The sequence below is a fragment of the Veillonella sp. 3627 genome, from assembly GCF_003992195.1.
Lineage (GTDB): Bacteria > Bacillota > Negativicutes > Veillonellales > Veillonellaceae > F0422.
In genome coordinates this window covers 49,800-63,904 of sequence record NZ_RQVG01000001.1, presented here as the reverse complement: position 1 = coordinate 63,904, position 14,105 = coordinate 49,800, and the positions used below count along the sequence as shown (strand labels likewise).

Here is a 14,105-nt window from a genome sequence, read left to right as displayed (position 1 = left end):
TTTATGCATTCCATAATTGATAAAACAAACCTTTTTGACCTAGCACTTTCTCTAAGGTACCTTGTTCTACAATTTTACCATCGGATATGACAATAATTTTTGTAGCATCACGTAACGTTGACAAACGATGTGCTATGGCAATCATCGTTTTATCACCTTTCATATCTGCAATCGATTGTTGCAATAATTCTTCTGTGTGACTATCTATATTGGAAGTAGCCTCATCAAATACTAATAATGATTTATTCTGTACCAAGGTTCTCGCCAAAGACAATAATTGGCGTTGCCCCTGTGAAAGTAAAGACCCTAAATATCCTACAGGTGTTTGATATCCCTCTTCCAAACGCTGTACAGAGCTATCTAAATGAGCCCGTTTAGCAGCTTCTTTTATCATTTCTTCTGTAATAGAACTATCAAACAAGGAAATATTCTCTTCAATAGAACCTTTAAACAAATGGGAGTCTTGGAATACGTAGCCCATTGATTGGCGTATGATCCTTGCGTCTAATGAACTCAAATCATGTCCATTTATACGAATACATCCTTTGGTAGGCTGTTCAAACCCAAGTAATAATTGCATCATCGTGGACTTACCCCCACCGGATGGACCTGCTATTCCTAAGAATTCCCCCTCCTGTAAGGACCAATTAATATCTTTCAATACGTAATTTTCTGTTCCATCATAAGAAAAATAGACATGATCAAACTCGATAGAATGAATAGAAGAGAATTCTTTTGGTATCACAATATTCTTTTGTACCTGCTTAGTTTCACTTTCCAACATAGGTAAAATACGTTCTGCTCCTGCTAAGGCAGACTGTAAGTTACCATATTTTTCAGCAATTTCTTTGATAGGTTCAAAAATCCGATTAATATATTGTAAAAATGCAAAAACAGTGCCTGCCTCCGTAATAGAATCAAAATATCCAGTCACAGTAAAAATAGCAATAAGAGCTACAAAGAATAATCCATCTACAATTGGCCTAAAAATAGCAAATGTTTTTACCTCAAATAGGCCTGCCTCTAGAAACTCTCGACTTACCTTATCGTAGCTTTTTTCCATGATAATTTCACCTACATAGGTCTTAATCATCAAAATAGCATTTAACATTTCTTGTACGGATGCATTGGATGCAGCCACTTTACTACGAACGCCTCTGAAAGCTTTTCTAGCATACTTACGATAGATAAAAATAACTCCAGCAAATACAGGCACTAATAGTAATACTATGGTAGCCAATGTAGTGTCTATAAGGAACATAAACGCTAAAATACCAATAATTTGAAAGATACTACTACTTATTTTTACGAGCACCTCTGTATATAAGGTGCGAATCGACTCTGTATCATTGGTAACTCTTGTCACTAAATTTCCTACAGGATACGTCGTAAACTCTTTAGGACTCATAGTTAATATATTTTCAAAAATTTTATTTCTAATATCATAGATGATACGTTGTCCAAAACTTTGCAAAGCATAGTTTTCAACACCTAATGCAATCATTCCAAACAAAATTAATCCAATATAAGCGACTGCATAATTCGTTATGAGACCCATATCTTTAGTCGCCACGCCTACATCGATAAATTCTTTCATAATAACTGGTCGTACTAATTGCACTCCTAGCACTAGAAGTAACATAGAAACACCAAGACACATATAGGCCATATACGGTTTTATAAATGTGCACAAATGTAATAGCACATGATAATCTGTTTTTTGTTTAGTTCTCATGGCTATCTCCTCGCTTTTGCAACATCACCAACTGATGATACATACCTTTTTGTTGTAATAATTCTGAATGCGTACCAGATTCAACGATATGACCTTCGTGGAACACATAAATACAATCTGCACCTTCTAAGGCCTCTAAGCGCTGTGAAATGCATATAATAGTTTGTTCTGTATTAGATCGCAATGTGTCTAAGATATGACATAAACTATGAGCATCTAACGCAGAGAAAGCATCATCTAAAAGCAAGTAGGGAGCATCTTTAAAGAATGCACGAGCCAAAGAAATTCGTTGTCGTTGTCCTCCAGATACATCGGTACCACCTTCTTCTAAGTGATCATACTTACGATTCCCTTCAATACGTTCCTCTAAATCTCTAAACAAACCCGCCCGTTGAGCAGCTTCTTCAATAGTCATTGACAAATCTTTTCCCTTTGTATAACCAAATTGAATATTCTCTCTAATGGATACACTTAGTAAAGAAGGCGTGGATGATGCATAGGCGATACTATGACGTAATGTACTAAGCGGAATATCTTGAATATCGGTAGAACCAAAATAGATACTATGTTTAGGGGCATGCTGAATATCCAATAATAATTTAAATAAAGTAGACTTTCCCGATCCAGGTCCACCAACGATACCAATAAAAGCTCCTTTGGGAATATGCATAGATACATCTTTTAAAATTGGTTCCTTGCTAGTAGCATAGGCGAAGTTTAACCCCTCTATATGTATATCTTCTAGTGGTAAGTGCCCTACTTGTTCTTGAATTTCTTCCTGAGGAAGTTCAAAAAACTCTTCCATTCGTTCCAAGGAGGCCAAGCCTTTTTGCAATACAGTTGTTAAAGAGCCAATCGCCATGATAGGTCCTATAACAAGCATGACATACCCATTAAGTGCCACAAATTCGCCTACTGTTAGTTCTCCATTGATGATAGCTTGACCACACACATACATATTAAGTGCATAGCAAACAAAGGGTGCCATATATGTTAATGGAGTCAGTAAGGAATCAATACGCACCACATCTAGATTATTTTCATAGTTCTTTTCATTCACTTTTATAAACCGTTTCCAGCTTGTATACTCCTTGTTGAATGCGCGAATAACTGCCATACCTAAAAATAACTCTTGAGCATATTCTGTCACATCACTGTAGGAACTTTGTGCTTTCTTTTGACGACTTCGTAAATGTTTTGAAAGCTTCAACATACCATACACAATAAATGGCATCGGCAATATAGTCACCACTGCTAACCATAGGGACATCTTTTGAACAAGGATACAAAACGCAATGACCCCAAAGAATAAGGCATCTACAAATAACATAACTCCTAATCCCAGCGACACACGTAGAGAGGTTACATCATTTGTCATCAAAGCCATAACTTTTCCTGGACCATGTTCATCATAATAAGATGTAGGGATGCGTAAGGCGTGACGAAATAACTCTCGACGCAAATAAAACTCAAAATTGCGGATAGAACCTAGAAGCATATGACGAGAGATAAATTTTAACACAGTAATAACAATGCCTAATACGATAAACCACCATACATACTGCCAGATTCCATCTTTGCCAACATATAATGTATTGATAGCTTCCCCCATCCAAGAAGGAACCAGTAAGAATAACCCATTTATGGTAAGTAGTAATATGATTCCAATAATATATTTATACGAATGATCTTTGAAAAAGTAACGGAATAAATGAAAACCTTTCATAAGTACCCCCATTCTATGATAATTTCGATTTTTTTCGATAAAGTTTATTTACTAATTTTATTGTACCATGTTATAATGTCATTATACAAAAGATAATATTCCGTATTTTAAGGAGGAACATACAATGGAAAAACGTACAGGTGTAGTAACATTTGCAGGTAACCCAATCGCTTTATTAGGTAAAGAAGTAAAAGTAGGTGATAAAGCTCCTGCATTCACACTATTAGACAATGGCTTAGGTGAAAAAACATTAGCGGATTATGCTGGTAAAGTTAAAGTTATTTCTGTAGTACCATCTTTGGATACTGGCGTATGTGATGCGCAAACTCGTTGGTTTAATCAAAACGTTTCTAAATTAGGTGAAAACGTTGTTGTATTGACTGTATCCGTAGACTTACCATTCGCTCAAAAACGTTGGTGTGGTGCTGCTGGTATCGACCAAGTTGAAACTTTATCTGACCACCGCGACCTTTCTTTCGGTGAAAATTATGGTTTCATTCTTGAAGGCTTACGCTTATTATCTCGTGGTATCGTTGTTATCGACAAAGACGACGTAGTTCGTTATGTAGAATACGTGCCAGAAGTAACATCTGCTGTTAACTTCGATGCAGCTGAAGCGGCAACTAAAGCGTTAGTTTAATTGTTACTAAGTAAATACATAAGGGTGCAGTGATTCGTCACTCCACCCTTTTTTATTGGAAAGGTCCAAATGAATTATTTTTTACAACAAATATCTACATTTTTTCAGTGGGTTCTAAACTTCACTCTATTCTCTATCGGCATTGTATTAACTGTAGCTGTTTTGAATACAGCATTTCATATTGTAACGCTCATACCAGGTTTATTTACAACCGAAGTGGCATATATTACATTTTTAGAAGAAATTATTAATTTCTTTCTATTTTTTGAATTCTTATCCTTAGTGGTAAAATATTTTAAAAACAACTTCCACTTCCCTCTTCGTTACTTTATCTACATCGGCATTACTGCCATCATTCGACTGATTATTGTATCTCATGAATCTGCTATAGATTTATTTCTTTGGTCTTCTGCTATCTTGGCCTTAGTCATCAGTTTAGTATTAGTCGTTCGATATGGTAAAGAGCCTAATACTGGAGAAAGATTATAGATTATCATAACAAAAGGACTGAACACAATGTTGTGGTCAGTCCTTTTTTATACTAAGTACCTATTATAGAATATTACGAGTATATTCTGCATATAACGCTTCTAATTCAAGCACTTTTTCATTCATTTCAACTTGCAATGTAGATGCTGTATCATAATCACCTTTTGCCAATGCATCAGTGATGCGCGTGAATAAAGATTTGCTATCTACACTATCTTTTGCCAAGTATAAACGTAATGTATTGACTTTATTCCAGTTTGCACTATCAAATGCATCTGCTGTATCATGAACAGCTTGTAAAGAGCGCACTAATTGAATATTAGCTGGCACAATGCGGTTTGCTAGTTCCAATGTCCAACGTTTTAAAATACCCGCCATAAAGGAATCCATTAAATCTTGTTCAAAAGCACCACCCAATGTTAAAGATGCTACTTTTTCTGGATTGTTTGTATAGCCTTGGATATTTTCCCATACAGTAGCAGGGGCTTTACCAAATTTACGATCACGCTCTTCTGCTGTAAAATCATCAAATACATCCACTTCTGAGCGATATTCACGGGATGTTTCTAGATAGTCAGCTGCTTCCCCTTCTTTTTTGGATAATTCAGCTAAAATCGTTTCTGGTGCCTTACCAGATGTGATGACATATTTCATGCCATCGAAAGCAGATAAATAAATCAATGCTAATGCAGTATATGTATTCGTATATGGGTTTGGTGAACGCAATTCAAAACGAGTTGCCATCGGTGTATCCACATCGCGAATCAAGCCACAAAGGATCGTACGATTACGACTTGGCAATGCAGGATCTGTACCCAAGGATGTTACGATACATACAGGTGCTTCAAAGCCTGGTTTTAAGCGATTCAAGGAGTCTGTTGTGGAGGAAATAAATGGGTTGATAGCTTCGTAGTGTTTTAATAGACCCATAATAGCACCATATGCCAATGGGCTAGCATGTTCTTTACGTAAATCCGCTGGGGAGAACAAATTGTGGACTTTGCCATTTTTCATTTTCACCATTACACCAAAATGTGTATGCTCCCCAGAACCTGCTACACCGATGATTGGTTTCGCATTAAAAGTAACATCTAAACCATTTTCACGGAACACTTCACGAACAATGATACGGGCTTGTAATTCATTATCTGCTGTTTGCAATGGATTATTTGTATATTTCCAGTCAATTTCTAATTGTTCTAATACCCAGTCCACATTACCTTCATCGTCAAGTTTGGCTTTTACCCCACCTACTTCTTTATGGCCCATTTCTGCATGTAAACCATATTTATCCAATAAGGATACTGCTTTTTCTAAAGCTGTACGCACGGAACCATGAGTACGTTGCCAGTATTGCTCTTGTAGTTTTTGAGATACGGATAACGCTTTTGCATCTACATTTCTGGACGGTGTTTTCACCCAAAATTCCAATTCTGTAGCAGATGTAAAGATAACGTCAGCGATTTCATTAGCATCGATAAATTCCATGCCTTTCACTTGGTTCGCTTGTAATAATTTCATCAATTCTTCTTTTACATATTCACAGCTACGTTTTAAGATAGAACGAGAATCTACATAACGATCACAGTGTTTTAAGAATGCTGGAATACGAAGTGTACCAGTTGGTTTACCTGTTTTTTCATCAATATGTTCATAGTTATAGTCTACAAACCAATTCACACTTGGATCGCCCCACATATCTACACGGGCATTGTTCAATGTTGCAATATTAGTTAATACAACAGAAGAACCATCTGTTTGTACCGCACGACCTTCAAAAAAAGATTCATAATCATCAAAGAATTGCTCCATTGGAATTTTTTCATCTGTATCATTACCTGCAAGATCAACCCCTACTAAAGATACAAAACGAATTTCTGGATGTTGTTCTAGTAAGGCAAGAACACCTTCTTTACCATATTGGCCCGCTGGAATGTAGTATAATAATTCTTTGCTCATGATAAACCTCCTCATAATAAACAAAAAGACTCTAAGAAACTATGTTTCTTAGAGTCCTCATTGACTTAGTATTATATTATGCGATTATAGTAACATAATCAAATAAGTCTGTCAACTCATTAGTTGACTTTTGCAAGTTCTTCTTTGACAATTGCATTGACTAACTTGCCATCTGCACAGCCCTTAGTCTTTGGCATTACCAATGGCATAAGGTCACCCATCTTAATCGGTGCAGTTAGGGTGGAAATCGCTTCTACCACAATGTGACGAACTTCTTCCTCACTTAATTGGGCAGGCAAATATTTTGCTAATACTTCCATCTCAGCTTTTACTTGAGCAATCAAGTCATCACGATGACCCTTCTCAAACTCAGCTAAAGAATCTTGACGAATTTTCATTTCCTTCGCTAATATAGCGATAATATCTGAATCTTCTAATTCAATTTTCTTATCGATTTCTGTATTTTTTATGGCGCTATTTACCATGCGAATGACTGAAAGAGCAACCTTACCCGCTTCGCGAGCTTTCATAGCTTCTTTCATATCTGTTTTAAGCTGATCTTTTAAGGACATGTTGTACCTCCAAGATTGACTTACGCTTTGAATTTGCGTTTTCTTGCTGCTTCAGATTTTTTCTTTCTTTTTACGCTTGGTTTTTCGTAATGTTCGCGTTTGCGTACTTCAGATAAAACACCTGCTTTTTGGCAGGAGCGTTTAAAACGACGAAGTGCACTTTCAAGCGATTCATTTTTACCGACTTTAATTTCTGACATCTATATCCCCCCCTCCAAAACGTATAATGGAAGTGCAGGTAATTTATATACGCACATACAGATATTATAAGCAGTTGACATATATTTGTCAAGCCTAGTCCCCTATACTCTCTAGGATTTTATCTTACCATGTCATTTCCATGCCCATACGATACATACGACCATCAATATACAAATCATGAACTTCACGATTTAATAGATTATCAATTCCTATGTAGGCAGATAATCCATTATTCCATTTTTTATTGACACTGAAATTTAATGTATTAAAAGAGTATTCATTATAACTATTAGTACCGCGATTTCGCGCTTCTTCAAAACCATATTTATGTGTAAAGCTATTCCATAATACAGCACTATATCCATTGGATTTATGGTCATCATAAATCAGCTGTAACGTGCTAATAGAACGCGGACGATTACTTAAACGTTCATGAGTACTCATATCTTTGGCATCTACCAAATTATAAGTACCTTTTACTATAAATTTATCAGTTAATTTATGACCTAAAGTGACTTCAAAACCTTGTATTTTTGCTTTACCAACATTGTAGTATTGATGGCGTTGTGATACTCCTACCACATCTGATTGGATCCGATGACTATCAATTAGATTCCTTACTCTTGTATGATAATAGGAGGCTTTACCAAATGTTTTACCACGTTCAGCTTCTAAGGCAACATCCAAAGATGTAGAAGTTTCAGGTTTTAAATTTGGATTTCCTACAATATTCAACACTCCCATTGGTGTTGTGTGGAACATATTTAAGTATAATTCTGAAATACTTGGTGCTTTGTATCCTTTACCAAAGTTAAATTTCACCCGCGTATGTGTATCGATTCCATAGACTACACCCACTTTTGGTGTTACATTATGCCCAAATTGACTATTATGTTCATACCGAATAGCTGGTGTGAAAGATAGTTTTGGATTTACTTGCCATAAATCTTCTACATAGGTTGCCCAAGAATCATAATGAAACTTTTTAGTTTGTTTCATTTTATGTACATCTAATCCACCTAGGCGTGTACCTTCATAGATAACACGTCGATACTCACCACCAAATGTTACATTATGATGATCCCCTACATACATAGTGTCCTTTCCTTCGAGGACAATATTTTTGTATTTAGCCGTATCGTAATCATTAGCTGGATATAAGGACTGATAATCAAACTTCAATGATGTTGGTGGTGTTGGTGGTTTACTTGGCATCATCACATTGATAATACCTTCAGGTAAAGTACGATCATCTGTCATTCGATAATTTTTATCTAATTGACTATAATAAGCTCCTATTTCATAATTGTTTCTATTGGTTTTACCACTGTAAGTAATCCCCGTTTGTACACTCTTATTATCAAAATATTCTGTCTTATTCAAATTGACAGGTACCATTTTGGGGGCCGCTGCGAATACCATTCCACTTTTATGGAATACATTAGCATATTTATCAGCATTATCAGTTTGTAGGTTTTCTTTGAAATAACTGAAATCTACTTTAATTGTATTTTGGTTAGCATTTTTTAAATCATAAATAACACTACTATTATAGGATTGTTTATGTCCATACATGATACGACGATATCCTTCTGTATAGCCTGTTAATTGTTTTGTTCTCGCATTGAAAGTCTGATCTGCCATATGTCGATTAATAGGTCTTTCTTTCGTCACATTCACATTGATACTTGCATTCCAACGACCTTGAGTCCCACTATTAAACGTATAATGTGCTTGCTCATGTTTAGTACCGCTAGATACACCAAAAGATTGTGACATATCGGTAGGCTGCTTCGTAATAATATTAATGATACCGCCCATAGCATCTGAGCCATATAAAGCAGAGGATGATCCACGGACAATTTCAATGCGATCCACTTGGTCTAAATTAATGCGGCGCAAAGTGTACACATTCGTCGTATTGGATGCATCTTCACCGGCTAAGCGGCGGCCGTTTACGAGCACAAGGGAATGGCGTGATTCCATACCACGAATCATTACCTGATTACCAGTCATGCCTGCTTCTGATAAATTAATATTATCAGCTAATTGTAAAGCACTTTCTACTGTATCTGCCCCTAATCGTTTCATATCTGATTGAGTAATAACTTGTACCGCAGCAGGACTATTTTTAATAGTTTCTTCTCGTTTTGATGCCGTAATAACTACTATATTATTATCACTTGTATCCATTGCATGTGTTACATATACAGGTGCTAATAAAGTACTGAAAATAGCTCCACATAAGGATGCTTTTAAAAGTTTATTCATGATAAAACCTCCTAATATATTTATTCATATAATGCTTTGTACATTAATTCCAGTGTTTGCGTAATCCGTGTGCCAGGATTTAAGGCGAATAAACCACCTGGAACATAGTGAATCTGACCATTTTCTACTGCTTGTACGTGTTGCCAAGCTGGATTTGATTGCATTTCTTTTATAAAAGACTCTTTAATCGAAGGATCAGGATACATAACTACAAAAATAATTCGCTCAGGATTTTGTTCCTGTATAAATTCTAAACTCAGTGGTACATAAGGCGCTTCGCTCTTCATATATTTACCAATGTTATCGGCACCTAATGTATCTAACAATTTACCGCTGAAAGAATGATCTGTGCTGACGTTTAGATTACCTGGTGTACCCAGTAACAACAATGTTTTAGGATGTGGCTTATCCTTTATTTTCGCTTGATAGTCTGAAAATACAGTATTAATTTTCTCTATTTGCACCTTGCTTATATCTGGATGGTTCGTTAGCTCGCCGAATAGTTGCAAGGATCGATTGACATCTTCAAAGGAATCTAAATCATTAATATACAACGGAATGTTCGCTGATGTTAAAGCCTCCCGAAGTTTTATGTGATTTGCTATATTCATTCCAATCACTAAATCAGGATTTAGGCTAATAATCTTTTCTACATCAGGATTGTATGTGTTCCCTACAGAGGGAATGTCTTTTACCTTTTCTTGTAACTCTCCTGTCAAAGAGGCAGCATCCATACGCCCCACAATAGTTCCTTCAACGGCCAAATACATATCAATATTGGCTGTATTTAAGATGACAACCCGTTTGGGATGACTTGGCATAGTCACAGAAGTTCCCGTCTTGTCAATTTCCGTTCTTGTTGATGTCTCTTGAGTCACTGCTGTTGGCGTATCAGCAGTCCAAGAGCACCCTGATAGCACCATCAAACCACATAGAACAGAGGCACAAGCTACTGCATTCCACAATCGCATTAGTTTCCTCCTAATAAAAAAATCCACTTTCCCTAAGGAAAATGGAACTTATCCGAATACTATATATTGAGCACTTGCTCACTTGTTACTTAAATTTACGAATTGTTAAATCAATTACTGTTATAATATAATAGTTGATATTTTTTGTCAATTAAAAGCGAGGTCATAAAGACCTCGCTTATATAGGTTATACCTATTAAACTTTCATAATGTTAGTACGCTACTATGACCCATGATCACAGCATAGGAATTATATATAACTACTATGTCGGAATACACTGATGGGTAGCATTACCCTTGAAAGATCGCCTGCGCTTGTTGTATTTCATAACGCAACTTTTCTTCATCAATAGTCAATAATTCTTTATCTTTCATCACTACTTTACCACCCACAAGAACGGTAGTAGCATCTGATGAATTGGCCGCATACACTAAGGATGCTACATCATTATACCGTGGTTGCCAATGCAATCCTGACGTATCATACAATACAATATCTGCCCGATATCCTACATCTAATATGCCCAAATCATTATAATCTAATGCTTTAGCTCCCATGACTGTACCAAGCTCCCAAGCCGTTTGAGCAGGTATTGCCAATGGATCGTATAAACGAGCTTTATGTAGCATAGCTGCTAAACGCACTTCTTCTAGCATATCTGCATTATTGTTACTAGCAGAACCATCTGTACCTAAGCCTACCACAATTCCTTTAGCAAGCATTTCTGGCACTGGTGCAATACCACTGGCTAATTTTAAATTCGATTGTGGATTATGAGCTACACGAACAGATTTTTCTTTCATAATATCCATATCTTCATCTGTTACATGCACACAATGGGCTGCTAAACAACCTAAATCAAACAAGCCTAAGTCATTCATATGTGCAATAGGAGTTTTACCAGTAGCTTTTATAACATTTTCCACTTCTCCTTTTGTTTCACTTAAATGCATATGAACTTGTGCCCCTAAATCATGACCTAATTGAACCACTCGTTCTAAATAAGTATCGGGACAAGTATATGGTGCATGAGGACCTAGCATAACTTTAATTTGCTGCTGATTATATCCATGATAGTTAAGGAATAATTCTCTACTTTCTACTAAAGCTTGTTCTGCCGTAGGTGCCACACCAGCCATACCACGAGATAAAACGGCACGAATACCTGTTTCTTTCACAGCCTCTGCGGTTTGATCCATAAAGAAATACATATCACTAAAACAAGTAGTACCAGAACGGAACATTTCTGCAATACCTAACTGTGTACCCCAATAGACTAAGTGATTATTCAATTTAGCTTCCGCTGGCCAGATGGCAGTTTGTAACCAATCCATTAACTCCAAATCATCTGCGTAATTACGCAATAAGCCCATAGCAATATGAGTATGCGTATTTACCATTCCTGGGGCTGCTAGCATACCTTTACCATCAATCACTTCTTTAGCTTGAGGTACAGCATCATTAGAAACAAATTCTTTAATATATCCATTTTCAATGACAATGGCTATATCTCTTACAATTGAATTTTCTTGTAACACATCTACATGTGTGATAACAACATCAACCATGTTCAACTCCTATTTCCTTTTCTTTTCTTGTAAATTGCGAATACTTTCGTTAAACGGAGGTCGTAATACGCCTTCTTCTGTGATAATAGCGGTCACTAAATCATGAGGTGTTACATCAAAAGCCGGATTCAATACTTCAATGCCTTGCGGTGCCGAAGGAACGCCTTGGAATTGCAGTACCTCTTGAGGATTACGCATTTCAATAGGAATATCATTACCACTTGCCATAGAGAAATCAAATGTACTATACGGAGCAGCTACATAAAATGGAATATTATGATGTTTGGCTAATACGGCAACACTATATGTGCCAATCTTATTGGCCACATCACCTTCTAAAGTAATGCGGTCAGCCCCCACAATCACTGCATCAATAAGACCCTGTTGCATAGCATAACCAGCCATATTATCTGTTTGTAATGTCACAGGAATACCATCTTCATGAAGTTCAAAAGCAGTTAGTCGAGACCCCTGCAATAACGGTCTTGTTTCATCTGCATACACACGATCCAATTTACCTTGTGCATGGACTTCTCGAATCACTCCTAATGCGGTGCCTATCCCTGCTGTAGCCAAAGCTCCTGCATTACAATGTGTCAAAATACGATATGTTTCTTTATCTTGGAATAATGTAGCTCCATGTTTTGCCATACTTTCATTTAAGGCAACATCTTCAGTATCAATAGCGATAGCTTCTTTTACAAGAACCGCATCTAACTCGCCAATATCGCCTGTGAAAGTATCTACAATACGCAATACTCGATCAATAGCCCACATTAAATTAACCGCTGTCGGTCTAGTTTGGCGTAAGGTTTCCGCAAAAGCTCTAAATTCAGACAAAATCTCTGCACTAGCCCCACCACGATGATAGCTCTCACGGAAGGCAAGAATTAATCCATAGGCAGCTGATACACCAATAGCAGGGGCCCCGCGCACACGAAGCATTTTAATGGCTTCAGCCACTTGACGCCAGTCAGTACAACGTACATATTCCACAGATGCAGGTAATTTCGTTTGATCTAAGATAATAACTTCTGATCCATTCCATTCAATACTTTTCATACTGGTCCCTCCATAGAAACAAGTAGCATTAATGTGTTTCTTCGATTAATAAGGTTTGCATGTCTTCCTTAGAAAAGCGATATTTTTCATTACAGTAGTGACAAGTTAATTCTGTCACTTCATCTTGGGCTAATTCTTGTTTATCATGTATTGGCAAACTTGCTAATCGGTCAAAAAATCGTTCCCGACTACAAGGACATGCGAAATGAATACGCTCACTATAGACTTCTTGTACAGTAAATCCATCCAAAATGCGTTCCATCAAGTGTTCCGCATTAGGATTTGCTTTCAAATAATTAGTCACAGGTCCAATAGTTTTCAAATTTGCTTCAATTGTATCAAATGCATCATTTGTTACATCTGGTAAAGCTTGTACTAAAAAGCCACCTGCCACAATAGTATGATAATCTGGATCTACTAATACACCAAGACTTAATACAGATCCCACTTGTTCAGACATAGCTAGATAATAAGCTAAATCTTCCGCCACTTCACCTGTTTGAATAGGGCTTTGGGAAGTATAGTTTTGACTAAGTTTAGTAAAGCGAGTCACTTGAACCTCTCCATTACGCCCTACAGCAGCCCCAACATCAAGCTTTCCTTCTCGCAATAGTGGTACATCTACATGCGGATGGCCCACATATCCTCGTACAGTGTTATTACTGAATGCATCCACATGAACAATGCCCAAAGGTCCATCACCACGCAATCGGATACTTACATTTTCATCATTTTTAAAATCACTAGCCATTAACATAGCCCCAGTCATAGTACGACCTAACGCAGCTGTTGCTACCGGCCACAAATCATGGCGAACTCTCGCCTCTTCTACGGTATCAGTAGTTACGGCAATGGATAGTCGCAACCCTTCTCCTGTTGTATAACGTTTAATAAAATCCACGGATATCCT

General features: G+C 36.9%; 12 protein-coding genes. 2 read left to right on the top strand and 10 right to left on the bottom strand.

Annotation, left to right across the window (positions count from 1 at the left end):
* Window position 1 precedes the first annotated feature (1 nt).
* Both EO114_RS00255 and EO114_RS00250 read right to left on the bottom strand, forming a co-directional pair.
* On the bottom strand, window positions 2–1,735 hold the full coding sequence (locus EO114_RS00255; RefSeq protein ID WP_127060769.1) for an ABC transporter ATP-binding protein: 1,734 nt from the start codon (window positions 1,733–1,735) through the stop codon (window positions 2–4).
* Window positions 1,725–3,461, bottom strand: coding sequence for an ABC transporter ATP-binding protein (locus EO114_RS00250; protein WP_127060766.1), 1,737 nt, complete (start codon window positions 3,459–3,461; stop codon window positions 1,725–1,727). Before EO114_RS00250 ends, EO114_RS00255 begins: the two co-directional genes overlap by 11 nt.
* 124 nt (window positions 3,462–3,585) lie before the next feature.
* Between EO114_RS00250 and tpx the strand changes: the two genes are divergently transcribed.
* Both tpx and EO114_RS00240 read left to right on the top strand, forming a co-directional pair.
* Window positions 3,586–4,101 (top strand): thiol peroxidase, encoded by a 516-nt coding sequence (tpx, locus tag EO114_RS00245; RefSeq protein WP_126940278.1) that lies wholly within the window; start codon window positions 3,586–3,588, stop codon window positions 4,099–4,101.
* 69 nt (window positions 4,102–4,170) lie between these two features.
* Window positions 4,171–4,590 (top strand): phosphate-starvation-inducible protein PsiE, encoded by a 420-nt coding sequence (locus tag EO114_RS00240; protein WP_038144480.1) that lies wholly within the window; start codon window positions 4,171–4,173, stop codon window positions 4,588–4,590.
* Window positions 4,591–4,653: 63 nt separating this feature from the next.
* Here the strand turns inward: EO114_RS00240 and EO114_RS00235 are convergent, their stop codons facing one another.
* The 8 genes from EO114_RS00235 to hslO all read right to left on the bottom strand — a co-directional run bounded on the left by EO114_RS00235 (window position 4,654) and on the right by hslO (window position 14,096).
* A complete protein-coding gene (locus EO114_RS00235; RefSeq protein WP_126940277.1) occupies window positions 4,654–6,549 on the bottom strand; it encodes a glutamine synthetase in 1,896 nt (631 codons plus the stop codon).
* 119 nt (window positions 6,550–6,668) lie between these two features.
* Complete coding sequence (locus EO114_RS00230) at window positions 6,669–7,121, bottom strand: GatB/YqeY domain-containing protein (protein WP_126940276.1); 453 nt, start codon at window positions 7,119–7,121, stop codon at window positions 6,669–6,671.
* A gap of 20 nt (window positions 7,122–7,141) precedes the next feature.
* Entirely contained in the window at window positions 7,142–7,321 is a 180-nt protein-coding gene (gene rpsU, locus EO114_RS00225) for a 30S ribosomal protein S21 (RefSeq protein WP_009353131.1), read from the bottom strand.
* Window positions 7,322–7,445: 124 nt separating this feature from the next.
* Window positions 7,446–9,593 (bottom strand): TonB-dependent siderophore receptor, encoded by a 2,148-nt coding sequence (locus tag EO114_RS00220; protein ID WP_127060763.1) that lies wholly within the window; start codon window positions 9,591–9,593, stop codon window positions 7,446–7,448.
* A 20-nt stretch (window positions 9,594–9,613) separates the two neighbouring features.
* A complete protein-coding gene (locus EO114_RS00215; protein WP_126940274.1) occupies window positions 9,614–10,564 on the bottom strand; it encodes an ABC transporter substrate-binding protein in 951 nt (316 codons plus the stop codon).
* 291 nt (window positions 10,565–10,855) lie between these two features.
* A complete protein-coding gene (locus EO114_RS00210) occupies window positions 10,856–12,133 on the bottom strand; it encodes an amidohydrolase (protein ID WP_127060762.1) in 1,278 nt (425 codons plus the stop codon).
* A gap of 9 nt (window positions 12,134–12,142) precedes the next feature.
* Window positions 12,143–13,195, bottom strand: coding sequence for an S-methyl-5-thioribose-1-phosphate isomerase (gene mtnA, locus EO114_RS00205; RefSeq protein WP_062402860.1), 1,053 nt, complete (start codon window positions 13,193–13,195; stop codon window positions 12,143–12,145).
* Between the two features lie 28 nt (window positions 13,196–13,223).
* Window positions 13,224–14,096: an Hsp33 family molecular chaperone HslO gene (gene hslO, locus EO114_RS00200; protein ID WP_127060759.1), complete on the bottom strand. Its 873-nt coding sequence runs from the start codon at window positions 14,094–14,096 to the stop codon at window positions 13,224–13,226.
* Window positions 14,097–14,105 lie beyond the last annotated feature (9 nt).

Coding starts and splice junctions, on each gene's coding strand:
- EO114_RS00250 (WP_127060766.1), bottom strand. CDS start 3,461: ATGAAAGGTTTTCATTTATTCCGTTACTTTTTCAAAGATCATTCGTAT.
- tpx (WP_126940278.1), top strand. CDS start 3,586: ATGGAAAAACGTACAGGTGTAGTAACATTTGCAGGTAACCCAATCGCT.
- EO114_RS00230 (WP_126940276.1), bottom strand. CDS start 7,121: ATGTCCTTAAAAGATCAGCTTAAAACAGATATGAAAGAAGCTATGAAA.
- EO114_RS00220 (WP_127060763.1), bottom strand. CDS start 9,593: ATGAATAAACTTTTAAAAGCATCCTTATGTGGAGCTATTTTCAGTACT.
- rpsU (WP_009353131.1), bottom strand. CDS start 7,321: ATGTCAGAAATTAAAGTCGGTAAAAATGAATCGCTTGAAAGTGCACTT.
- mtnA (WP_062402860.1), bottom strand. CDS start 13,195: ATGAAAAGTATTGAATGGAATGGATCAGAAGTTATTATCTTAGATCAA.
- EO114_RS00240 (WP_038144480.1), top strand. CDS start 4,171: ATGAATTATTTTTTACAACAAATATCTACATTTTTTCAGTGGGTTCTA.
- EO114_RS00235 (WP_126940277.1), bottom strand. CDS start 6,549: ATGAGCAAAGAATTATTATACTACATTCCAGCGGGCCAATATGGTAAA.
- EO114_RS00210 (WP_127060762.1), bottom strand. CDS start 12,133: ATGGTTGATGTTGTTATCACACATGTAGATGTGTTACAAGAAAATTCA.
- EO114_RS00255 (WP_127060769.1), bottom strand. CDS start 1,735: ATGAGAACTAAACAAAAAACAGATTATCATGTGCTATTACATTTGTGC.
- EO114_RS00215 (WP_126940274.1), bottom strand. CDS start 10,564: ATGCGATTGTGGAATGCAGTAGCTTGTGCCTCTGTTCTATGTGGTTTG.